This window comes from Alteromonas sp. 76-1 (genome assembly GCF_900654235.1).
GTDB classification, from domain to species: domain Bacteria; phylum Pseudomonadota; class Gammaproteobacteria; order Enterobacterales; family Alteromonadaceae; genus Alteromonas; species Alteromonas naphthalenivorans.
The window spans coordinates 57,753-81,195 of record NZ_LR136958.1; the positions used below are offsets into that span (position 1 = coordinate 57,753).

At 42.3% G+C, this 23,443-nt stretch carries 24 protein-coding genes; 15 read left to right on the top strand and 9 right to left on the bottom strand.

All coding sequences use genetic code 11. The features are described 5' to 3' along the window. Window positions 1-45: 45 nt before the first annotated feature. From ALT761_RS00230 to ALT761_RS00240, 3 genes are read right to left on the bottom strand one after another with little or no spacing between them, the layout of a single operon-like run. Window positions 46-561, bottom strand: a complete 516-nt coding sequence (locus ALT761_RS00230; RefSeq protein ID WP_129735616.1) for a hypothetical protein — start codon at window positions 559-561, stop codon at window positions 46-48. Then, a complete protein-coding gene (locus ALT761_RS00235; RefSeq protein ID WP_129735617.1) occupies window positions 561-2,315 on the bottom strand; it encodes a DUF885 domain-containing protein in 1,755 nt (584 codons plus the stop codon). Before ALT761_RS00235 ends, ALT761_RS00230 begins: the two co-directional genes overlap by 1 nt. Window positions 2,316-2,355: 40 nt before the next feature. Beyond that, window positions 2,356-2,691 (bottom strand): DUF1820 family protein, encoded by a 336-nt coding sequence (locus ALT761_RS00240; RefSeq protein WP_129735618.1) that lies wholly within the window; start codon window positions 2,689-2,691, stop codon window positions 2,356-2,358. Between the two features lie 151 nt (window positions 2,692-2,842). On the opposite strand from ALT761_RS00240, the gene ALT761_RS00245 reads away from it, so the two are divergent. Together ALT761_RS00245 and ALT761_RS00250 are read left to right on the top strand one after the other, a co-directional pair. Further along, window positions 2,843-4,480: a M28 family metallopeptidase gene (locus ALT761_RS00245; protein ID WP_129735619.1), complete on the top strand. Its 1,638-nt coding sequence runs from the start codon at window positions 2,843-2,845 to the stop codon at window positions 4,478-4,480. A gap of 361 nt (window positions 4,481-4,841) precedes the next feature. Continuing rightward, the gene (locus ALT761_RS00250) at window positions 4,842-5,678 is read left to right on the top strand and encodes a glycosyltransferase (protein ID WP_129735620.1); all 837 of its coding nucleotides are present in this window, start codon (window positions 4,842-4,844) and stop codon (window positions 5,676-5,678) included. A 144-nt stretch (window positions 5,679-5,822) separates the two neighbouring features. Here ALT761_RS00250 and slmA read toward each other — a convergent pair whose 3' ends face one another. Together slmA and coaBC are read right to left on the bottom strand one after the other, a co-directional pair. Further along, window positions 5,823-6,410 (bottom strand): nucleoid occlusion factor SlmA, encoded by a 588-nt coding sequence (gene slmA / locus ALT761_RS00255; RefSeq protein WP_013786158.1) that lies wholly within the window; start codon window positions 6,408-6,410, stop codon window positions 5,823-5,825. Between the two features lie 161 nt (window positions 6,411-6,571). Further along, a complete protein-coding gene (gene coaBC, locus ALT761_RS00260; protein WP_129735621.1) occupies window positions 6,572-7,789 on the bottom strand; it encodes a bifunctional phosphopantothenoylcysteine decarboxylase/phosphopantothenate--cysteine ligase CoaBC in 1,218 nt (405 codons plus the stop codon). Between the two features lie 197 nt (window positions 7,790-7,986). Between coaBC and radC the strand changes: the two genes are divergently transcribed. The 5 genes from radC (at window position 7,987) to ALT761_RS00285 (ending at window position 12,747) form a co-directional block, all read left to right on the top strand. Next, window positions 7,987-8,664 (top strand): RadC family protein, encoded by a 678-nt coding sequence (gene radC / locus ALT761_RS00265; RefSeq protein WP_129735622.1) that lies wholly within the window; start codon window positions 7,987-7,989, stop codon window positions 8,662-8,664. Window positions 8,665-8,758: 94 nt separating this feature from the next. Continuing rightward, window positions 8,759-9,109: a hypothetical protein gene (locus ALT761_RS00270; protein ID WP_129735623.1), complete on the top strand. Its 351-nt coding sequence runs from the start codon at window positions 8,759-8,761 to the stop codon at window positions 9,107-9,109. A 97-nt stretch (window positions 9,110-9,206) separates the two neighbouring features. After that, a complete protein-coding gene (locus ALT761_RS00275; protein WP_129735624.1) occupies window positions 9,207-9,890 on the top strand; it encodes a YjbF family lipoprotein in 684 nt (227 codons plus the stop codon). Between the two features lie 5 nt (window positions 9,891-9,895). Then, window positions 9,896-10,639, top strand: coding sequence for a capsule biosynthesis GfcC family protein (locus tag ALT761_RS00280; RefSeq protein ID WP_129735625.1), 744 nt, complete (start codon window positions 9,896-9,898; stop codon window positions 10,637-10,639). Beyond that, window positions 10,636-12,747 (top strand): YjbH domain-containing protein, encoded by a 2,112-nt coding sequence (locus ALT761_RS00285; protein WP_129735626.1) that lies wholly within the window; start codon window positions 10,636-10,638, stop codon window positions 12,745-12,747. The genes ALT761_RS00280 and ALT761_RS00285 overlap by 4 nt, the downstream gene beginning before the upstream one ends. Window positions 12,748-12,843: 96 nt before the next feature. Here the strand turns inward: ALT761_RS00285 and ALT761_RS00290 are convergent, their stop codons facing one another. Beyond that, window positions 12,844-13,242: an adenylyltransferase/cytidyltransferase family protein gene (locus ALT761_RS00290; RefSeq protein WP_013786151.1), complete on the bottom strand. Its 399-nt coding sequence runs from the start codon at window positions 13,240-13,242 to the stop codon at window positions 12,844-12,846. 27 nt (window positions 13,243-13,269) lie between these two features. Then, the gene (locus ALT761_RS00295; protein ID WP_129735627.1) at window positions 13,270-14,346 is read right to left on the bottom strand and encodes a CDP-glycerol glycerophosphotransferase family protein; all 1,077 of its coding nucleotides are present in this window, start codon (window positions 14,344-14,346) and stop codon (window positions 13,270-13,272) included. A gap of 365 nt (window positions 14,347-14,711) precedes the next feature. Here ALT761_RS00295 and rpmB point away from each other — a divergent pair, with 365 nt between their 5' ends. From rpmB to mutM, 4 genes are all read left to right on the top strand, one after another. Beyond that, window positions 14,712-14,948, top strand: a complete 237-nt coding sequence (gene rpmB, locus ALT761_RS00300; RefSeq protein WP_013786149.1) for a 50S ribosomal protein L28 — start codon at window positions 14,712-14,714, stop codon at window positions 14,946-14,948. 11 nt (window positions 14,949-14,959) lie between these two features. Beyond that, window positions 14,960-15,115, top strand: coding sequence for a 50S ribosomal protein L33 (rpmG, locus tag ALT761_RS00305; RefSeq protein ID WP_013786148.1), 156 nt, complete (start codon window positions 14,960-14,962; stop codon window positions 15,113-15,115). Between the two features lie 135 nt (window positions 15,116-15,250). After that, on the top strand, window positions 15,251-15,727 hold the full coding sequence (locus ALT761_RS00310) for a hypothetical protein (protein ID WP_232043507.1): 477 nt from the start codon (window positions 15,251-15,253) through the stop codon (window positions 15,725-15,727). Between the two features lie 95 nt (window positions 15,728-15,822). Next, window positions 15,823-16,632, top strand: a complete 810-nt coding sequence (mutM, locus tag ALT761_RS00315) for a bifunctional DNA-formamidopyrimidine glycosylase/DNA-(apurinic or apyrimidinic site) lyase (protein ID WP_129735628.1) — start codon at window positions 15,823-15,825, stop codon at window positions 16,630-16,632. 84 nt (window positions 16,633-16,716) lie between these two features. Here mutM and coaD read toward each other — a convergent pair whose 3' ends face one another. Then, window positions 16,717-17,205, bottom strand: a complete 489-nt coding sequence (coaD, locus tag ALT761_RS00320; RefSeq protein WP_013786145.1) for a pantetheine-phosphate adenylyltransferase — start codon at window positions 17,203-17,205, stop codon at window positions 16,717-16,719. Window positions 17,206-17,270: 65 nt separating this feature from the next. Next, window positions 17,271-17,987: a 3-deoxy-D-manno-octulosonic acid kinase gene (locus ALT761_RS00325; protein WP_129735629.1), complete on the bottom strand. Its 717-nt coding sequence runs from the start codon at window positions 17,985-17,987 to the stop codon at window positions 17,271-17,273. Between the two features lie 94 nt (window positions 17,988-18,081). Here ALT761_RS00325 and ALT761_RS00330 point away from each other — a divergent pair, with 94 nt between their 5' ends. The 4 genes from ALT761_RS00330 to ALT761_RS00345 all read left to right on the top strand — a co-directional run bounded on the left by ALT761_RS00330 (window position 18,082) and on the right by ALT761_RS00345 (window position 23,314). Continuing rightward, window positions 18,082-19,083 (top strand): glycosyltransferase family 9 protein, encoded by a 1,002-nt coding sequence (locus ALT761_RS00330; protein ID WP_129740529.1) that lies wholly within the window; start codon window positions 18,082-18,084, stop codon window positions 19,081-19,083. Window positions 19,084-19,206: 123 nt separating this feature from the next. Further along, on the top strand, window positions 19,207-19,662 hold the full coding sequence (locus ALT761_RS00335) for a substrate-binding domain-containing protein (protein ID WP_172602925.1): 456 nt from the start codon (window positions 19,207-19,209) through the stop codon (window positions 19,660-19,662). Then, entirely contained in the window at window positions 19,659-20,852 is a 1,194-nt protein-coding gene (locus ALT761_RS00340; RefSeq protein ID WP_129735631.1) for a hypothetical protein, read from the top strand. Before ALT761_RS00335 ends, ALT761_RS00340 begins: the two co-directional genes overlap by 4 nt. A gap of 8 nt (window positions 20,853-20,860) precedes the next feature. After that, window positions 20,861-23,314 carry a bifunctional diguanylate cyclase/phosphodiesterase gene (locus ALT761_RS00345; protein ID WP_129735632.1) on the top strand — a complete coding sequence of 818 codons (2,454 nt, stop codon included), beginning with the start codon at window positions 20,861-20,863 and terminating at the stop codon, window positions 23,312-23,314. Window positions 23,315-23,443 lie beyond the last annotated feature (129 nt).

The window sequence follows — 23,443 nt, forward strand, 5'->3', positions numbered from 1 at the left end:
AAGTTTGTGAAGACATCTAACTATCTGAAAAAATTACTCAAATTTTTACGCTGTGCTGGCATCGTTGCTGGCAGGACTTTTTTTAGTGTTACCGCCTACCGAGCTAGTAATTAATTGGCAGGCCCCGATAAAACCATCAGCGCTGTTTTTAGACCATGCCATACGAATAGGGCCTGGCATTTCTTTAATCACGTCTCGTACATCGCTTTGCGATACATCGGTGCTGTTTAATGCAGAATCTAATGCTTCTTCTAGCGTAGCGCCTTTTTCACAGCAGGCCATTACAATACTTGAGAAGTTAAGCATAAGCGGCATAAGCGCAGTATGTTGTTGCTGACTTATCAAGCGACTTTTGTAAGCACTTTCAATGCGAGCGGCATATGTTTTTTCTAAGGCATCTGTCACTAGCACTAAGTTTTTATAAGCATGATTAACTTTATTACCACTTTGTTTTGCTGATGAGCGTGTAAGCGTAAGCTCTCGTTGCAGCGTTTGTACACGAAGTGCTAGATAAATCAAAAACAGGACAAGCAGCCCTATGATCCCAAATGCAAATATCATTACATCGCCGCCTTTTGTTCTTCTATGAATTGATTAATTTTTTGCTCTAAAATAAAGAGGGGTATAGACCCATTTTCTAAAACTGCTCGGTGAAATTTGCGCACATCGAAATGCTGCCCAAGTGCAATCTCAGCCTTTTCACGTAGCGCCTTTATTTTAATTTCACCGATTTTATAAGAGAGAGCTTGGGCTGGCCATGATATGTATCGGTCAATTTCAGTATTCACGTTATGCTCTGATAAAGCCGTATTGGACATCATGAAATCAACCGCTCTATCTCGGCTCCATCCCATGGTGTGCATGCCGGTATCTACTACAAGACGACACGCACGCCACATTTCATAGCTTAGGCGGCCGAAATTATCATAGGGGTCTTCATAAATGCCCGCTTCAATTCCTAAAAATTCAGAATACAAACCCCAACCTTCACCAAAGGCCGAAATATAAGTGTTACGACGAACCATGGGTAAATTTTCTAATTCCGCCGCTAAAGATATTTGTAAATGATGCCCAGGTACAGCTTCGTGCAATGTCAGTGCTGGAAGGGCATAAAGCGGGCGCTTATCTAGCGCATAAGTATTTACCCAATAATAACCAGGCTGATCGTCACGACTAGGATGAATATAACGACCCGTGGTGTACTTAGGGGCGATACTATCGGGAACCGGCGCTACGCCATAAGGTGTGCGAGGCAAGTATTCAAATAGCGAGGGTAATTTTGCGTCCATCTTTTTCGCTATAAAAGAAGCCTCTTTAAGTAGCTCTTCTGCGCTGGAGGCATAAAATTGTGGGTCTTCACGCAAAAAGGTAATGAATTCATCAATACTGCCATCGAAATTAAGGCTATCTACTACGCTTTGCATTTCTGCGCGAATGCGCTTCACTTCTCTTAAGCCAAGGGTGTGAATGTCTTCAGGACTCATATCTGTTGTGGTGTAATGCTTAGCGCGATTAGCGTAATAAGCTTTGCCATCAGGCCACTCGTTAGCAGCAATGGCGGCTCGGGCGCCAGGAATATACTCATCAACCATAAAGTCATAAAATGCTTGGTAAGCAGGGAAAACGCTGGTGGTGATGGCTTTGTGACCCTGTTGAGCTAAAGCTGCTTGTTGCGAGGCATCTATATGTTTGGGAAATCGGGTAAATGGGCTGTAGAACCCACTCTTCTTTGGGTCGTCCAGAATATAGGCGGCTACCGCATTTTCGAAACCTTCAAGGACCACTTTAGGTTGAGTATAACCTTCTTCTAGACCTTGACGCATATAGGCAATTTGCTGTTTAAAGTAGGGTTTAAGTGCATGCAAACGAGATATATAAGCTTGGTAGTCATCCACGCTTTTAAATGCAGACAAATTTGGCAATGATGCCATGGCACCATGAAAACCGTATTCGGAGTTTATGGGGACAAGATAAGCGCGAAAGTGATATTGGCTAATATAGTTCTCTAGCCGATATTGCTGCATAAGTAAGGAAATAAACGCTTCATCAGATAGATTATCCTTAGAATACGCTTTTAACGCTTTACGGTACGCTTGCCATTGTTGATCTTGCGTTGCCAACCCTTCCGGTGAAATATCGGGTAGCTTGTCATTTTGCGAATTATCACCTTGTCTCGAGGCTAGAAGTGGGGAAACACTAATCTCATATTCCCAAATTTCATCTAACAACGCATAAAATGACTTATCCTCGTTGGTGTTTGCCAATGAAGTAAAGTTAGTCAGAACCAGCGTAAAAAGTAACAAATAACGATACATGAGAGCCTCCGGTAACCTTAGACCGGATTATCACGGTGGGTTACTCTTTGTTAGGTGTATAAATTGGGCTAGGGAAAGGCATTACTTTATCAGACTTACTGTCTAATTTAGTAATTTTGGCTGTGCCTTTTTTACTGACCGTATCAATTCTAAGGATGTTATGCATAGGAATGTAAGTACTGGTAACGTCTGCGAACTCTGATTTGAGCTTTTCATGGCTGGGATCTACCACTATGCCGGTATGGGTATCCCACACAAATTCACCTATTTCCACAAATCCAAATAAGCCACTTTGGGAAAGTGATTTGACGTACACATCGTAGCGCTCGCCATTACTGATGAACTGCACGCGATATAAAGGGTCAGCTTTTGTCATAAAGGGGTCGTTAATTTCATGATGATTCGAAGAGCGTGAATATTACAATGGTCTATGAATACGGGCAATGGTCGAAAATCCCTTGGCTTGAACGTTACGGAATCGCTTGGGTAAGGTATTATGTAAAGACCTTAAAAATAGTGGAAATACAATGATAAAAAAACTATTACTTGGAAGTGCGATGACGGCGATGGCTTTGGCTGCCACTGCGCATAACCATGAAACGACAGAAAATAGCTTTAACCCTGATACTCAGCGTATAAAGTCACACTTATTTTTCTTAGCCGATGACTTACTTGAAGGTCGTGATACGGGTTCTCGAGGGCATGAAATTGCCGCGCTATATATTGCGACAGAATTCGCAAAATACGGTTTGAAACCAGCGGGTACCGACGGTTACATGCAGCAGGTGAGCTTCCGTAAAGCCAATCTATTGCAAGAGTCCCCCGAATTTACGCTTAACCGTAATGGCGAAAAAATTGATTTTGCTTATCCCAAAGAATATTTAGCGGGTCCTAGTTTACTTAGTGTAGATGCTAATGTTTCTGGCGAACTTGTGTTTGTTGGCTATGGCATAGTAGCTGACGAGTTGTCTCACAACGATTATGAAAATATCGATGTGGAAGGCAAAATTGTGGTTTCCCTAGCCGGTAAACCAAGTGATTTTCCTTCGGAAGAAGGTGCTCATTTTGCCTCAGGGTATCAAAAGCAAAAATACGCCGCTGAGCATGGTGCAATTGGTATGATCACCATCACCACGCCTAAAAACGAAAAAGTACGGCCTTATCAAAGTCGCTTAAGCTATATTCATACACCGCGCATGGCTTGGCTAAACGACGAAGGTCAGCCTGCCAATACCTTCCCACAAATTAAAGGTGGTGCCTATTTAAGTGAAGCTGCGGCAAAAACCTTGTTTGAAGGTGCAGAACGAGAACTTGATGATATTTATGCCGATCTTGAAGCCGATAAAGTTCCAACAGGCTTTGCGTTACCTGGCACAGTTAGCTTAAGTAAAAAGAGCACTCACGAAGTAGTGACTAGCCCCAATGTTGTTGGCGTGCTTGAAGGTTCAGATCCTGCGCTTAAAGACGAATACGTTGTTTTTTCGGCGCACTCAGATCACATCGGCTTCGCGAAAACCGTTAAAAAAGACAATATCAACAACGGCGCTATGGATAACGCATCTGGCACGTCGGTAATGCTAGAAACCGCACGCTTATTCAGCGAAATGGGCGTAAAACCAAAACGTTCGATATTGTTTGTATCAGTAACAGGTGAAGAAAAAGGATTATTAGGGGCAGATTACTTTGCTCGCAATCCTACCGTGCCGGTGACGTCAATGGTGGCAAACGTCAACCTTGATATGCCTATTTTAACGTATGAGTTTGCCGACGTAATTGCGTTTGGTGCTAACCATAGTGATTTGAAGGCCTCAGTAGAAACTGCCGCAAGTAACGCCGATATTTCATTAAGCCCCGATCCTTGGCCAGACCAAGCGTTATTTACTCGCTCAGATCACTACGCGTTTGTTAAACAAGGCGTACCAGCGGTATTTTTAGTGCCTGGGTTAACATCAAAAGATCCAGAGGTAGATGGTAGCAAAGTGTTTGGTCACTTCTTATCAACGAATTATCACAAACCTAGCGATGATATTAACCAGCCATTTAATTGGAATGCTGCTGAAGCCTTTACCAAAGTAAATGCGCAAATCGGTTGGACCCTAGCGAATCAAGAAGAGAAACCGAAATGGAATGAGGGTGATTTCTTCGGGAATACGTTCAGTAAATAACGTAGCTTTATCTTAAATAAAAAAGCAGCATGTATATGCTGCTTTTTTTGTAGGCGATTTTGATCATGTTAAGTGATTTGAAAGCCCATTGAGGTTAAACATAACCTGTATCGATGTAACGAGATAGGGTCGTTGTTGATATTCGCTAGAGAAAACATTCTAGCCTTATACCACCATGATGATTGTACGCAAATGAGCGATGTTGCACTTGGAAGATGATTTTAGAGAATATTTAAACTTATTTTTTACTAATACAGAACTAGTAAGCTTTTTTTTACTCTAAATCAGGGATTACATGGAATTTTTACGTTTGAGTTATCAATTAGTAAAAAGTATCTTCTAAATATTTAATGGCATTATTATGTTTCAGCACTTTATATTGACGCGCTTTAATCTTAGGAAAAAAGGTTGGGATGAGACAAAATCTCAATCTAAAGTTTTAACCGAAAAGTGGATGGAGAATAGATTAGAGCTGTTTGAACAGTATTGCTATTCTTCGATAAAAGCTCAAACTAAAAAAGATTTTGAATGGTTAGTGTTTTTCGATAAAACGACACCACAAGTCTTTCGTGAAAAAATTAGTGAGCTCTCTTCAAAATTTTCCAAATTCATACCTATTTATGCAGATGGAATGGACGATTTTTTACCGTCGATTACCAGAGAAATAAAAACTCGTCTCACAACGCCTTATTTAATTACAACAAGGCTAGATAACGACGACAGTCTTCATCAAGATTTTGTAAAAGAAGTACACAATCAATTCTCTAAGCAAGAATTTAGAGTTATCGATTTTGTTGACGGATATACGCTACAGGTTTCACCACGGGTAAGGTTTGGTCTGCATTCACATGTTCACAACCCATTTATGAGTTTGATTGAAAAGAGTGAAAACTTTAAAACAATATGGACTCAGGAAAGGCATGGCTATTGGCGCAGTGTAAAAGAAGTTACTCCTGTACGTGGTAAAAGGTTGTGGATGTCAGTTATTCACATTGAAAACAAAGTAAATGAATATAAAGGCTACGGTAACGTAGCAAGGAGCGCTATTGATTCATTTAATTTGCATCCGCAAGCATTAGAAAATTTCAAATCTAATGCTGAAGATCCTCAATTAAATAGCGCTGGCGCTTTTAAGCATAAGCTAAGAACAAATTGGAAAGTTAATTTTAAGCTAATAAAAAGAAGGCTTATTTCTTAGTTATTTGTTACAGGTGAAGCTAGATAGGTAAATCTAATATGCTGAACGTTATTTAACCCTATACGAATTAAAAAAGAGCTGTATGAAGTGACCCCATGAAGCTGGAAATTCCTATTACTGAGGGTCACTTTATATCGAACTGTTTTATACAAACATCTGCTTAAAAGCAGCCCATTGCTCATTGAACTGTTCAGTTGGTTTACGGGTGAAACCACTTCGAATAAACAAGTTAATGCGGCCGTCGGTGTAACAAATAAGCATGTTAGCAATTATCGCTTCATCGGCTGATAGGGTTTTTCCTTCACGCAACTTGCGCTCACGCAATACCTGCTTAAGCTGAGTCTCAAGGCGTTCAAAGAGTTTAGCTATGCGAGCACGCAATCGGTCTTGCTCTCCCATCAATGCATCACCGTTTAATATACGGGTAATGCCGGGGTTCTTTTCGGCAAAGCCTAAGATAAGGTGAAGAATTAGCTGACAGCGAGTCAGCGAGTCTTTTTCTTCGTTAACTATTTTATTAATGCGGGTAAACAAGGTTTCTTCGATGAACTCAATGAGTCCTTCGAACATTCTGGCTTTACTTGGAAAGTGGCGATACAGCGCCGCTTCTGAAACGCCCACTTTTTCAGCTAATTTTGCTGTAGTGATACGTTGACCAGGGTTTGTTTCCAACATTCCCGCTAGGGCTTGCAGAATTTGGGCTCTGCGATTTGTTTTTTTGACAGCAGGCATGATGAGAGTAATTCCTCCGCAACCGGACTTAAGAAGTCCGTTCCATGTTAAGTTGGCTCAGGCCAAATCGTTATGATGAGTTCTTGTTATTATCGACACGCAGAATACTTGTATTAGCGTATATCGTTATTTTTTATTTTTGAGTGATGTTCTAAGCTTGGCTATTGAACAATATTCTTGCTTTTAAATCGATTCGCAATAAGCAATAACAATGCCTCTGCTAACTTAGGTTTTGTCGTGGCAGGTAAGTATTTATCGCCATCGTCCCAAATCACATGCAATGCATTATTGTCGCTATTAAAGCCAAGTCCGTCTGCAGTTATGTCGTTTGCCGCAATCATATCAAGCTTTTTGTTTTTCAGCTTTCCACGGGCATACAACTCCACATCTTGGCTTTCTGCAGCAAAACCAACACAAAAAGGCTTATCAGTTCGCGTTGCAATCGTTGCTAGAATATCAGGGTTTTTAACAAAAGTAAGTGTTAACTCATCGCCGATTTTCTTAATTTTATTTTCGGCAACCTGCACAGCTTTATAATCTGCTACCGCAGCCGTGGCCACAAAAATATCGGATTGAGAAACCGCTTGCTCGCATGCCACTAACATTTCATCGGCGGTAGTCACATCAATACGCTTACATCCATCAGGGGTAGGTAAGTTTACTGGCCCCGCGATAAGAGTGACGTCGGCGCCCGCTTTAACGGCCATATCAGCAATAGCAAAACCCATTTTTCCCGAACTATGATTGGAAATGTAGCGGACCGGATCCAGTGGTTCTCGTGTTGGACCTGCTGTAATAAGGAGGTGTTTACCCAATAATATCTTATCGTTTGAGGTGCCTAGGCTTCGGCTGATGGCAGAAGCAATTTCTACCGGCTCCACCATACGGCCTGAGCCTACATCACCACAGGCTTGCTCTCCATCAGCAGGGCCTATAAATAATGCACCATGCTGCGTTAAGATACCTAAATTTACTTGTGTTGCCGTTGCTTTCCACATTTGCTGATTCATTGCAGGGGCAATAAAAGTTTTCGCTTCTGTTGCCAAGTATAAAGTGGTGAGCAAGTCGTCAGCCAATCCATGAGCCAGCTTAGCCATAATATTGGCTGTAGCGGGGGCAATAAGTAACACATCTGCCCATTTAGCCAACTCTATATGGCCCATTGCCGCTTCTGCAGCTGGGTCTAGCAAATGTTGATGTACTGGATTACCAGACACCGCTTGTAACGAAAGAGGGCTTACAAATTCAGCCGCAGAGCCTGTTAGTACAACACGTACATTCGCGCCTAGCGCGGTAAGCTTACGCACTAAATCTGGGGTTTTATAAGCGGCAATCCCACCACTAACACCAAGCAGAATATTTTGATTTGCTAAAGACATATTTGAAACATCATTTTTTACATAACCTAAGACTATCATGATGGCTATTTTTGCGGTAGCTGAACAAAAGTACGCTCGGTGCTTAACATGCACTAAATAGTAAGTCACTTAAACAAGAACTCGCCCAATGATCAGTCGATTATAAATAGACTACTGCGCTATAACCCTATATTCATTTGGTGTGTGAGAAACTAATCATGTCGATAAAAGTGTGGCCTGTTAAAGAAAGGCCTAGGGAAAAACTACTTTATTACGGTGCAGAATACTTAAGTGATGCTGAGTTAATTGCCGTTATGCTAGGCGCTGGAGTGGCGGGGAAAACCGCTTTAGGTTTGGCCAGAGATCTGTTGGAGAAAGTGGGATCGCTAAGAGGTGTGGTTGCGGCAAACGAAGCCGAATTTACCGATGTGAATGGCCTTGGTGCTTGTAAATTTGCCCAATTCCAAGCCGCCTTTGAGATATTTAGACGCAACTTAGAAATCCCACTCGCTCGACAAGACGTATTTAATAATGTGGATGATACAAAGCGTTATTTGCAAGCAAAGCTACGGGACTGTCAGCATGAAAAATTCCTGCTGTTGATGTTAGACAGTCAGCACCAACTTATTGCGTGTAGAACCATGTTTACAGGCACGATTAATAGTGCGGCGGTTTATCCCCGAGAGCTTTTAAAACAAGTGATGAAAGATAATGCAGCGGCCGTGATCTTAGTTCATAATCATCCTTCAGGCGTGGCAGAACCGAGTCAAGCAGATATTAGGCTGACCGGGGAGATCCAGAATGCGATGGCAATGATCGACGTTTCTGTTCTAGATCATTTTGTGGTCGGAGACACGGAAACGGTTTCATTTGCCCAGCGAGGCCTGTTAACATAGAATTTGTTAGTCATTCATCGAATATAATCTAGTCAAATCGTTGAAAATGATTTAGCATGTGACTCTAATGGGTAAATTTTCTGAAAGGACTAATATGAAAAAGTCAATTATTGCATTGTTTGCAGCAGCAGCTATGTCTGCTGGTGTTAGCGCTCAAGACTCTGAAGGCGGAGCTGGATCTACAGGGCTTGGTGCTGTTACTGCTCCAGTTGTAGCTACTGCTGCTGTGGTAGCTGGCGTTGTTGCTGGTGTTGTTTCTAATAATTCATCAACAGCTATTGATGATGATGGTGGCGAAGGTACAGCTACTTGTGAAGGCGATGATCCATTAGTAGATGGCGTTTGTGTTGGTACTACTAACACAGTTACAGTTACAGGTACTGCAACTGCAACCTCTACTATCACTGTTCCAGTGACATTTACTTACGCACCGACCGTACAGTAATAATAAATAGTTTCGAAAAAGCCGCTTTCATTAGCGGCTTTTTTATTTATGCCAAGAAAGTGTTCTTATTACTAAATAACAGTTGTCGAAATTTTCAATGAAAACATCCCTTTTACTGACTGCTATCAGCCTGTTGTCTCTTCTTGTCTCAGGGTGCTCCACCACTATTAATGCCTATATTAAAACCGTTAGTCTTGCCCTAGAGGATCGCACCGTTTCCTACACAGTAGATGAAATAGCGGCAAGCAAAGCAGACTTATTACAGATAAAAGCGGGTGGGCGTGATGCTGCTTCACTTGCTCTTGCTTATATTGATGGTGATAAATACCGCTGGGTATCAGGTGATAAGGTTATCTTCACCATGCATCATGGCGTGATTGTTCGTACTGAAGGACTAGATAGCGAACTGTATTATACAGGAAATTTAAAGCACAACCCCTTGGCTAGCAATGATGTTTTAGCCTACTCGTGGCAAAGAAAACTTGATTTAGAAAATGTAGGATTCGGTCTGCCTGTGAGCTCAACATGGCGAGTACACGGTGAGGAAAGCCAAACCTATCTAGGTGCTACTTTGACGGTCACTAAAATAACGGAAAGTGTTATTTTTCCAGAGACTACGCCTTATATCGACACCAACTTGGAATGGGAAAATACCTACTACCTTGACGCAAAATCGAAACAGCTTTTAGCTTCTACGCAAAAGTTTAGCCCACAAGGTGATGTATACGACATGGTCTATTTAAGTCGAGTAGTACGTTTAATGAAAAGTAAGGAGCAGTAAATAAAATGAGAGTTTTTGTTACCTTACTAATGAGTTTTTGGCTTTTACTATTTACCGCTTCTGTATCTGCCCAAGTGACTATCATAATTAATAAGCAATCTTATGAGTTTACGCAGCCGATAAGACTTAACAGTGTGTTATCCATTGTGGCTGAATCTGGTGATTGGTATTGGCCAACATCAGGCATATACAATTTAAATGACGCTTATGCTGAGCGTGAGAAAGATGCTGTTTTATCAGAAATTCGTATGGTGTTGAAAGATTACAATGCGAACAGTGATACGTACCGCGCATTAGAAAACCTTTATCAGCAGGTCTCTTCATGGACAGTATCTACGCGAGTTATCACGCCAATATCCTATAATCGTGCGCGTTTGATTGCTGAAGAAAATCCTATGTTTCAACCTGGGCGATATTTGCTTCGTATTAGTCCTCGTCCGTCAGTTGTGCACTTTTCTGGGTTAGTTATTAAACCTGGTGCTTATAGACATGGTAATGATCTTTCTATTTTTTCTACTGCAAAGTCAGTCACTAAAGCCTCAGACGCTGATAAAAGCCATGTTTTCGTGATTACTCCAACGGGCGAGGTAGAGAAGCGTGGTATTGCTTACTGGAATATTGATTACTCACAATTAATGCCAGGAAGCCAAATTTATGTACCCATTACAGGGCAGATATTCAGTTCAACATTGGATGCACTCAATACCCGCATCGCAAATTTAGCAGTACATAGGATCCTTCCTCAATGAGCGCTTTTCCTTATAAGAAAACATCTTTAGCACTCATCATTAGTGCATCAGCCTGTCCCGTCTTAGCTGATACAGATATCGTCGATACCGAATTTCGGGTGACCCCTTCGCAAATGGTGCAAGGTGGAAACGGGCTTATTCAAACCCCTACAGCGCGTATGCGTGAAGAAGGGGGCTTAGCAATCAATTATACCGATAACGGTGAATATCGCTTTTGGTCCGTAAATCTACAGTTATTCGATTGGATGGAAGCTACCGCTCGCTATACCGACGTGCGCACGCAGTTTTATAGTAATGTTGAATCGTTCAGTGGCGACCAAACCCTTAAAGATAAAGGCTTAGATGTAAAGTTTAGGTTGTGGAAAGAAGGCTACTACACGCCAGATATTTCCGTTGGTTTTCGCGACTTTGGCGGTACAGGTTTCTTTGAAAGTGAATACATTAACGCCAGTAAATCATTTGGGCCTTTTGATGTTCACTTAGGGTTAGGATGGGGCTACTTAGGTACGGCAGACGATATCACTAACCCACTTTGTGAGTTTAGAGACAGTTACTGTGATCGTCCCGCAGGATTTTCTGGGCGTGGCGGAAAAGTTGATTACGATCAGTTCTTCAAGGGAACAACGGCCTTTTTTGGTGGTATCGAGTATCAAACACCTTGGGAGCCATTAACCCTTAAACTTGAGTTTGAAGGTAACGATTATTCCTTAGATAGGGCTGGCGAGTTAGAGCAAGATTCTCGGTGGAATGTAGGCGCGTTATATCGGTGGAAAGACTTTGATTTCAGTCTGAACTATCAGCGCGGAAATACGTTTGGTTTTGGCGTAACGTATCGCTTCAACATGAATACTTTAAGCCAAGTTAAATACGATAAACCACCCAAAACCTTAATGGCTAGGCAAGTACCTGACACTATTGATAAGGTCGATAAGTCGCGGTTATATAATACGTTATATCGCTCAGCAGGGTTTGCCCTCTCTGATGCCAGCATTGAAGAAGACAAAGCTGTATTTTATGGTACTCAGTTTGCGTACCGCGACCAAGATGAAGCGATTGAGCGAATAGGGCGTATTGTTGCCTCAGAACTTCCAGATTCAGTGACGAACTATCACATTGTTGAAAATAGCGGTGGTCAACCCATGGTTGATACCACAATTGATGCTGAACAGTTTATTGCGGCAGCACGGTATGAGTCGATAGATGCGGACATCACCACGTCTTATGAACGAACTGCACCTTCCAAAGCGCTGATGGACGATTATGAGCCTACGAACACCCATGGGCTGTTCTATAGCGCTAACTTCTTCTGGACGCAATCATTCGGAAACCCTGAAGACTTCTATTTATATCAAACAGGTTTAATTTTGAATGCAGGATATGCGTTCAATAATAAGCTATCGGTTATGGGCAGTGCGCGAGTAACCTTATTAGATAACTTTGATAAATTTAACTTTTTGGTTGATAACGAAGAAACTGCATTACCGCGAGTAAGAACACGGGTACGAGAGTATGTGTCTGAGAACAAAGTGGGTATGGATACGGCTTTCATTCACTATAAAGACAATATCAGTGAGAACGTATTTGGGCAGGTATACGCCGGCTATCTAGAAACTATGTTTGCAGGTGTTGGTGGTGAGATTTTATATCGCCCTGTCGATAGCCGCTTGGCATATGGGTTTGACATAAACTATGTGCAGCAGCGAGACCCTTACAACCAATATTCAACCTTAGATTATGACGCTATCACTGGGCATGCCAGCGTGTATTGGCAACCTGAAATGCTTAAAGGTACGCAATTAACCGTTAGCGCTGGGCAATTTTTAGCGAAAGACAAAGGCGTGAATATCGATTTCGCAAAACGTTTCGATAGTGGGATTGTTGTAGGTGCTTATGCGGCTTTCACCGATGTCTCATCTGAAGAATATGGGGAAGGTAGCTTTACCAAAGGCTTCTATATCTCAATTCCTTCAGACTTATTCTTGCTGCAACCTTCGAAAGGTCGAGGAACATTCCCATGGGTGCCGATTTCTCGTGATGGTGGTCAGGTGTTGAGACGTCCAGTGCGTCTTATCGATTCCACGGCAGTACGCTCACCGTTTTACGATTAACTACTAAGGTAAGCACGAGGTAACGATTGCTTCGTGCTTACTTCCGCCATAACTAAAGCTTATTTTTACGTGTTTTTTAATAATATTAACAACACGTTACTCGCTGCTTTCTTTTATTATTTCAATAATTTCAGTGGTTGAAATAGAAGGCGTTCGAGGCAGGTAAACCACGTCGCATATATCCTTAAACTCATCAAATTTACCGTACCAATCATCACCCATCACCAGCACGTCCGCTTTGTGTTGAATAATATAATCACGTTTCTTTTCTAAAGATTCTTCCGTAAAAATTTTGTCGACAAAGCGTAAGGATGCAAGTAATTCTTCCCTACTGTGATAGGGATAAATAGGATTTCGCCCTTTTTTACTCAAATTGAGCTCATCGGAAGAAAGACCCACTATAAGAACGTCGCCTTCTGCGCGAGCACGTTTAAGTATTCTTATGTGACCAATGTGCAGTACATCAAATGTACCGAAGGTTATAACGCGTCTCAAAATGCCACCTGATTATTAGGTTTTAAGTTATTGGGTTGTAAGATATTCGGCTATGCGGTTACTGCATTTACCATCAGTGATGCCTACCATTTCTTGTGTAATTTTTTGGCGATTTGCGCTTAATTCCATCGGTTGTTTTAAACACTCTACTATTAACATATTCGCTTGAAAAGCATTGCTAGCGCGATGTGATAGCTGGTTAAACAAGGCGATATCTGGATCGAGTCGTTTCTTTAATCTCAAACTGAATAGTCCTGAGTAATTCCAGCGTGTATGAAAAAAGTCGCACCATACGATGGGGCGATCGATAGAAGCAAATTCAAAAATAGCGGATGATGCATCAGAAAGCATAATATCTGAGACCTGCATGAATGGCAGTAGGTCAAAGTCTTTTGCATTAGCTAGGTAAACATTGTCATAACGGCTCCAAGCTTCAACCCTTTGTTTTTGATATTTGTATTTAGGTTTTGTCAGGCTAAAAAAGTGAGGTTTAACAATAATATTTACGTTGCTTAGTGTTTCAGGCCAATGTGGTGGGAAACACTCGATACTTGATGGGAAAAAGGTGGGCGCATACAACACAGTAGGCTTCTTTGAATCTAGCCCTAATGTTGACAAATCGATGGTTTTTTCAGTTTCATTAAATATTGGGTCGAGTTTTGCGTAGCCTGAATTTATAAAATGTCTATCAGGGTACATTTCTTCTAATCGTTCAAGGCGGCTTTTTCCTTCAACAAACCTGACATCGAAGGGAAATTCAGAGACATCGTAATAACAAGCTTTAGGGCCGATGCCATGCAACATAAGCGCAAGGCGAGCAGTGATATGCTTTTTTTGGTCAGCATTAAAATAGGGACGATTTCCAAATACAATCCAGTCAGCGTCACTCTTACTGTAAAGAGAAAGCGTTTCAGCTTTATTGGCAATAAACTGAAATCGGAAACGTTCTTTCTCTATCACTTCTTGTTTCAAAGCATCTAAACCAAGTTCTTGATGTAAGACGAACTCACATAAAATACCCGCTTTTAACAGTATACGAGCCACAGGTATGTATTGCGGAAGGTAGTAAAGGTGTTGCACATCAAAGAGGACTTTACCTGGCATTTGGAAGGCTTCCACATCGCGGCGGCAAAGTTATTAAACAGGCGCACCGTCAATTATTATTATTTTTATTGCGTATAATCTGCGTTTAACGCAGTATAGCGCGCGTTCGTAAAACAGTAACAGAGTTCAAAGCGCGATGACTTTACACTTAAGTGTAATTTTTTAGCTCTTTTTAAAGATAATCGTCATTTTTGACTAAAAATGTGACAAAAATTGAGCTTTTTTCCTTTTCTTATTGAAATTGGGATCTGTTTGCTGTATAAAATGCGCCCTCTAATTTATAGTAATACGTCATTTGATCCAGTGACCTTTTGATAGGTGGAATCGATTGACGCGACAGTTATCGTTGTTCTGGAGACAAATCAATGTCAAGAGTATGTCAAGTAACAGGTAAGCGCCCTACGGTTGGTAATAACCGTTCGCACGCAAGAAACGCGACTCGTCGTCGTTTTTTACCAAACCTTCACTCTCACCGTTTTTGGGTTGAGAGCGAAAACCGTTTCGTTAAGCTACGTTTATCTGCTAAAGGTATGCGTATCATCGATAAAAATGGTATCGATTCAGTACTAACTGACATCCGTGCCCGTGGTGAGAAAATCTAAGGAAGCCTACAATGCGTGATAAAATTAAATTAGTTTCTTCAGCAGGTACAGGTTTCTTCTACACCACTGATAAGAACAAACGTAACATGCCTGGTAAAATGGAGATCAAAAAATTTGATCCTGTTGTACGTAAGCACGTTATGTTCAAAGAGGCCAAAATCAAGTAATAAACTTGCTTTTGTCTCCACGAAAACCCAGCCTTTGCTGGGTTTTTTGCTTTTTAGCATATGAAAATATTGCCACTGGAATATGTCAGTCTCAGGCATTACCATAAATGCTATATTCGTTAAATAGGATTGCTGGTGGCAAGACTCTCACAACGCGCGATGAACAATGTGGTTATTGTTGCCATGTTAGTCATGATTGCGCTATTTAACTTAGACAGCTTCCTTCCTAAACGTGCTGCTCCTGAATTAAGGCCGCTACTGCCACCTGACGCTTATGTACTCAAGATAGAGCATGCCACTAACAAGTTAGAGAGAAATGGGCAGCAGTGGCGTCAAGTGTCCTCTAAAGGTGCCTTGCCAGTATCAGCACAGGATCAAATTGCAGCGTGGCAAGCAGCCCAGCTTAAAACCACGTCTTTGGTAGACGATGCATTTCAATCAATTGAACCCATAGTGGTGGTTATCTGGCTAGCAGGGCAAGCAAATGGCCATGTCTTTGCGTTTTATAACAATACGCAGCCGGTTACCGTAAAGTACAATGGCGATTGGTACACACTTGAAAATACTAAGCTGCATACGCTTCTTCCTTGGCTTAGTGAACCGGCTAGTTAATTAAGCGTATTAGCCTAATCATTGCTACCTGTAACCTATGACGCTTGACCAATCTTCATTACAACGAATTAGATCACCCAAAGGTGGAGGGGAAAATGCCTGAGTTACCAGAAGTTGAAGTAAGCCGTTTAGGCGTTTCCCCCTATCTGTTAAACGAAACGATAGATAATATTATTGTACGCGAACGTAGAATGCGTTGGCCTGTTCCCGAGGATGTGGCGTTAGCTATCGGTCAAAAGGTGATAGCCGTCAAGCGTAGAGCAAAGTATCTTATGATCGAAACCGAAGCGGGCACGCTTATTTTGCATTTAGGTATGTCGGGTAAGTTGCGAGTTATTGATGCGTCTACACCTGTTGCGAAACACGATCATGTGGATATCGTGATGGCTACGGGGAAATGCTTACGTTTTAACGACCCTAGGCGTTTTGGGGCCTTCTTATGGCAACCACCAGGGGCAGCATTGAAATTACTTGCTAACCTTGGGCCAGAGCCATTAACTGACGATTTCGATGATACGCGTTTGTTCACGCTCTCTAGAGGCAAAAAAAGTACAGTAAAAAACTTCATCATGGATAATGCTGTTGTGGTGGGCGTAGGGAATATTTATGCCAACGAAGCTTTATTTTTAGCGGGTATCGACCCAAGAAGAGAGGCGGGGAAAGTCAGCAGCACCCGCTATAAAAACCTTACGCAAATCATCAAGCAGGTTTTAGCAAAAGCGATAGAACAAGGCGGCACTACATTAAAAGATTTTGCGCAAACCGATGGTAACCCAGGCTATTTTGCACAGCATTTAAATGTGTATGGAAGAAAAGGGGAGCCGTGTGAGGTATGCAAAACGCAAATACAAAGTAAAGTGATTGGCCAGCGAAATACATTCTTTTGTAAACAGTGTCAGCGCTAGTCAGAATACACGCTAGATAGAACACACTGCGCTCAATAGGCATGTTGAGCGCAGTGTGTTTTACAATAATTTTATTAAAGCGTTTTAGTCTTCGCGGCGCAGTCTATCTTGCAATGCTTGATCGACCACCGGATGGCAAAAACCACCTACTTTACCCCGATGCAGCGCCACTTCTTTTACTAATGTCGATGATATAAAAGAGTTTTCTTCTGCTGGTGTCAAAAACACACTTTCTAATTTGGGATTCAAACGGCGATTCATGTTGGCTAGCTGAAATTCATATTCGAAGTCAGATACCGCACGTAATCCGCGAATAAGAATGGTAGCTTGTTGTTCATCGGCAAAATCTGCAAGTAAGCCCGTGAAACCCACCACTTCTACATTCGGTAAATCGGCGGTAACCTTGCGAATCATTTCCACTCTTTCATCAAGGGTGAATAAGGGTTGCTTGTTGGGGTTAGCGGCAATACCAACTATTACATGAGAGAAAAGCTGTGATGCCCTTTCTATCAGGTCTGCGTGCCCATTAGTGATGGGATCAAAAGTGCCTGGATAAAGTGCTCGTGTATGCATGTTAATCTAATCTTTATTGTTGTAGGGCAACAGTATCGATAAATATGGGTAGATGCAATTGCAATTCAGCTGCTTCTATAGCCCGCTAAACAATACTGCCAGTCATCTTGAGTCCAGTAAAACTGGGTATTCAAGCCTTTCTCTTTATTCAACGAGCGTAACAAACGGGACAGGTTATCTTTCTTCCAATGGTGTCCGCGACGTTCATGACAGCGATCAAAATCTATCAACCAAATATTACGCTCATTATCCATCATAATATTTCTGATGTTCGCATCGTGATGATAAATTTGGCAGGCATGCATTTTAGCCAAAGCTTCGCCCACCGCATACCAATCATCTTTTGATAAGGGCTCTCGGGTAAGCATATGATGCAAGTCTTGGCTTGCAGGAATATTTTGTGTAATTAGATTTCCACGATAAATAAAACCACGGCGGTGGATGTGAGCGCCAACCGGTACAGGTACACGCAGGCCATGCTTTCGCATTTTAGTTAGTAAGCGAAACTCTTCAAATGGACGAGAACGCTCTACACCAAGAAAAAAATACTGATCGCTTAAGCATTTTCCAACCAATCCACCACGTTTAAAATGTCGTAGTACCCAATGCTGAGCATCATGGTCGATAAAAACAGTGGTACCACGGCCTTTGGCCTCACCGGTAATTTTATTTTGGAATAGCCAAAATTCATGACTGAACATGTCTACGCTTGGTTCAGTCATGAGTTCATCGTTATATAAGAAGTGATGCCCAGCACCTAAGTCTCGTCGTATTATCGCCATGACGTCCGTTACTTATGGTAAAATTTACCATTCTAATGAATTATTTCGGCATTTCAGCAACGAGAGAGCATTTGTGGGAAAAAAGATTTGCTTAATGCGTCTATCTGCTATTGGTGATGTCTGCCATGCAGCCGCTATGGTAACACGTATTCAAACCCATTGGCCGGACGCTGAGTTAACTTGGGTCATTGGCAAGGTAGAGTATCAGCTGGTTAAGCTAATGCCGAATGTGCGCTTTATCATTTTTGATAAAAAACAAGGCAAAGCCGCCGTTGAGAGCTTAAAAAATGCAGTGAAAGGTGAAACCTTCGACGCACTGCTTATGATGCAAGTTGCCTTGCGCGCGAACCTAGCCTCTAGAGTGATAAAGGCGAAGCGCAGAATTGGCTTCGACTGGGCCAGAAGCAAAGAGCTACACTGGTTATTCGCTAACGAGCGAGTCGCGCCACGTCAACATTCTCACGTGCTCGACGGCTTTATGGATTTTGCTGATGCGCTTGGCGTGCCAAAAGTCGATACGCCATCATGGAATATTCCTGTTAGCGAAGAAGATGAACGTTGGGGTAAAAACCAAGCTGAGGCATTAGGCGACTATGTAGTAATTGCGCCTGCCGCTAGCAAAGCAGAACGTAACTGGCTTCCAGAAAGGTACGCTGCAACTGCTGACTATTTATCACAAAAAGGTAAATCAGTCATATTAGTAGGCGGTCCTGGTGACCTCGATAAAACCACTGCCAATGCTATTTTAGCGTGTAAACCCACTATCAAAGCGGACTTTACTGGCAAAACTAGTCTTCACCAGTTATTAGTATTGTTAAAGCATGCGAGTTTAGTGCTTGCGCCTGATACCGGTCCTGCTCACATGGCTACCACAGTAGGCACGCCCGTAATTGGATTATATGCTCATTCGAACCCTATCCGCACTGGGCCATATAACAACATAGATAACACGGTCTCCGTGTACGATTCGTGTATTGAAAAGCAAAAAGGAAAAAAGTGGGAACAATTACCTTGGGGAATTCGCGCAAAGGGCGATAACTTGATGGAAGGTGTTACCACAGATGCGGTATTTTCAAAAATTAATGCCTTAGTTTAACTAATACATTAACGAATACGCACTATTTCTGGGAATTTCTTCTAACCATTATCTACACTTAGCTTATACGCGCCAATTTTTCTAAGACACGGAGAGCGCCCTTTGGTGATTATGCTCGCATTGATGAAACGAATACGAGCTTTAACTAGCAATTCAGAGTACTCAGCACTGGTGCTCAGTATGCTATTTTTAGCTTGTAGTCCAGTTGCTCTCGCACAACAGGCCGTCGTGGTCGCTAATGCGTCGGTGGATACCACATCACTGACTCAATCAGAATTACGTCAAATATTTACAGGCCACAAACAATACTGGAGCAACGGAGAAAAAATCCACGTTGTTGTTCTTGAGGATGTTCACACGCTGCACAAAGCATTTTGTCGTGAAAACTTACAAATGTTTCCTTACCAACTCTCTCGGCTTTGGGACCAACTTACGTATTCCGGTCAAGGTGTTACACCTACACGGGTATCATCCCAAGAAGCCCTTCTTAAAATGATAGAGAGTACTGCAGGCACTATAGGGTATGCAGATATCGACAAAGTAAAAAATGAAAAAATTATTAAGGTGCGTGAACAATGAATAATAAAGTGTTCGTATGGTTTTTACGCGCTGTATTTTTTACAGCTACTAGCTCAATAGTCATGGCACAAGAAGAACCCAAGTTTTCATGGCATGGATACATAGCTCAAGGGCTAACGCAGTCAATTGATAGCAATTTTATCACCGAAGATAATAATATTACCGGTGAGTTGTCGGAATTTGGTATTAACGGTCATTACCGTTTGAATAGCAATTTATCAGTAGCGGGGCAGGTGGTTTATCTTGATGCGGGAAATAGGTTTGAAAAAGGCACGAGGCTAGATTATCTGTTTGTCGACTGGACGATTCCCGATTTGGCTGGGTGGCAGGCGCAAGTGCATATTGGCCGCTTTAAAAATACTCACTGGTTATATTCAGTGACTCGCGATGTACCTCAAACGAGAGATACTACGGTTCTGCCTCAATCAGTCTACTTTGATGGCTTTCGTGATATCGCGTTAGGGAGTGACGGGCTTCAGGCAAAATTTAAGAAGTACTCAACAGACAACATTTGGGAAGTAAATTGGAGTTACGGTCATTCTCCATTGAATGACGCTCAAAGAGACTTCTTCCTAGGCGACGATGCTAATGGGAGTATAGAGCAAGACTTCGTGCACCAAGTCAGCGCTTTTTGGCAACCTGCCACAATGGCGTGGAGGGTAGGCGTAAGCTGGCTTGAGTCAGATTTTGGATACACTGCGGCACAGGAGGATAGCCGTTTAGACGGCGGTGCGAGCATCCGCAGGTTCATGTTCTCTATGCAATACTTTAGTGAAAAATGGCAGTTTAGCAGCGAGCTAGTGAGAGAATTGCAAGAATATAATGGTCTCTTCGCGCCTAATTATGTCGATAGGCTTACAGGTGAAGGCGGTTTTGTTCAATTTAGGTACCTTTTTAACAACCGTTTTAGCGGCCTTATTGGCTACGACACCTATGTGAACAACGACAATGATCCGAATGGGGAAGCTCTAGAAATAAGCTCTGGTGGCCTTGTTCCTTCTTACTTTGGTTATATGGATACAGTGACCGTTGGGGCAAGGTGGGATATCTCGCCTAGATGGCGTTTACAGGCCGAGCATCATTGGGTTGACGGAGCCGCAAGAGTGGTAAGCTTACTCGACCCTAGTATAAGAGAACATTCGCAGGAACACTGGCGTATGTGGTCTGTACAACTGATGTACTGGTTCTAGGTTCACTGATGAAAGTGGAGATGTCCTTTACCACTAAAACCATCATTATGTTGATGGCGATGGTGCTAACCGTCACGGTAGTGATATCTATGATGCTCATTCGTGAGTCTGATTCAAGCTTGGTTTTTCAGCAGCAAGAAGAGCAACTTAAAAACCAACGTCGATTGCAGCTTTTCGAGGATATTCTGCATAACCGTATGGTGTTGTGGGTAGACATGTTTAGCCACATAGAAATGTCGGAGCATCAAGATTTAGATTACTTCTATGAAAACCTTCAGCGAAATCAAGAATACCTGATGCTGAACTTTCATGTGGAGCAGCTGTATCTGTTTGACCAAGATGGCGTAGTGGGAGAGCAACCAGCTCCCATTAGTGATTTTGTTCTAAAATTGGTGCGTAGCACGCAGCAGTCTCTTAGCAGTAGAGCGTTAATTCGCTGTGAGGGTGTGTGCACACATTATTTATCAGTGCCCATTATGACCGATGACGAGGTGGTTCCTGTCGTTATTTTGTCTGCTTCATTACGTGAACTTTTGTCTTTGTTTAATCGCTCTACCGACGCCCATAAGGTCGTGATGGTTCAGAATAAGCAAGGCGATGAAAATGAACCTGCCTTAACGCTATCCAGTCAGCTTTCACAGTCTAACCAAGATTATTTAACCGAGCTCATTGCCGCCTTTCCCAAAGGCTGGAGTGTAGAAAAACTGGTAGTTAAAGGGCTTCGAATTTCGTTTCAGGGAAAAGAGCTGTCGGTAAATTTGTTGCCATTCCCCCACAGCCTGACAGAGCAACCTTACCTTATGGTTGTGCAAGATATTACTGCATTAGTACATCAAAAAGAGCAGTACGAAATACTGGTTATCATCAGTGCGATTGTGCTGTTTATCGTGTTCTCATTGCTTCTAAGGCTCTTTCTTAATCAATACCGCTTAAGGCTATTAGGTATCAGTGAAGGTTTGCCTATGCTTGCCGACCACAAATTTATCGAATACCGCAAACTGGTTGGAAAAAAGCAGCACGCTTCGCTTTGGCGATTGAATGATGAACTAGATGTGGTAGAAGATGCCGCGAATGCACTGGCAAAACAGTTGGAAGACTTCGATGGCCAAATGGCGGTGAACACTGCCAAACTTGAAAAAATGGCTATGTTTGATGTGCTTACCGGCCTACCAAATCGGAACATGTTGACCTTCCAGATTGAAAATCAACTTGCCCACTCAGCGCGAGACGATAGATTGGTTGCACTGATGTTCATGGACTTAGACGACTTTAAAAAAGTCAACGACAGCTATGGTCATGACGTGGGGGATAAGCTTTTAAAAGCCGCCGCCATGCGAATATCACGGCCTATCAGGGAAACCGATATTGCGTCACGATTTGGTGGTGATGAATTCGTTGTATTGCTATCTAGCATTGAAAACAAAGAGCAAGTGGAACACGTAGCGAAAAAAATTATCGAAGAGTTTGAACAGCCCATTGAAGTGGATGGCATGCAATTCTACGTCTCTATTAGTATCGGTGTGGCCGTGAGCCGCCATGCTAGAGCTACGCCGGTGGAGTTATTGCGCCATGCCGATATTGCTATGTACGAAGCAAAATCGAAAAAAGGGGCGGGCTTTAGAGTTTACGACGCCACCATGAACTTGAAGGTAATGAAAAAAGTTGAGCTTGAAGCCGAAGCGCGGGTGGCACTAAGAGAAAGTCAGTTCAGTTTAGCCTTGCAGCCTCAAATCGACTTGCGAACCAATGAATTAATAGGGTTCGAAGCACTGCTTCGCTGGTATCACCCTGTTAAGGGCGCTATTTCACCGGCAGAGTTTATTCCTCCGCTTGAAAATACCCCTTTCATGCTAGAGCTGGATTATTGGGTAATAGCCAAGGCTACCTACCTTATTAGAGAGCTTAACGCGAACGGTTACCCTAATGTGAAATTAGCGATTAACCTCTCTGCAGGGCAGTTTCTCGACCCCAGTCTTCCTGATTTTCTGCAGCAGCAAATTATTCGCAACGATATTTCGCCATCCCAGGTATGTTTGGAATTAACAGAAACAGTATTGGTCACCGATATTGAACGAGCAACCTCCATTATGCGTACTATTAGAGACATGGGATGCACACTGGCCATCGATGACTTTGGAACGGGTTACTCATCGCTTAGTTACTTGAAGTCACTGCCTGCCGACTTCATAAAAATCGATCGTTCATTCGTTGCCAATATTATCGAGAATGCTGATGATAGAAACATCGTGCATTCAACCATTGCTATGGTACGAAAAATGGGGTTAATTGTGGTAGCTGAAGGTATTGAAACAGCAGAGCAATTTGAGATGCTGTGCCACTTTGATTGCCAGATGGGGCAGGGGTACTTAATTAGTCGACCTATTCCAGAGTTAGACATTTGGACCACCCTAAGCAAAAACGTACACATGGGCATATGGGACAGTACGCAATCTAACGAATAGGGCTGCCTAGCCTGCTAGATTTTTAGTCATATCTAATAAGTGTGCGAAAAAGTTTACAGCTGTGAGTTTTAATACTGTTAAAACGCCCCCTTCCTTGTGTAACCTTTATATCGCTTTCTTTAAAATACA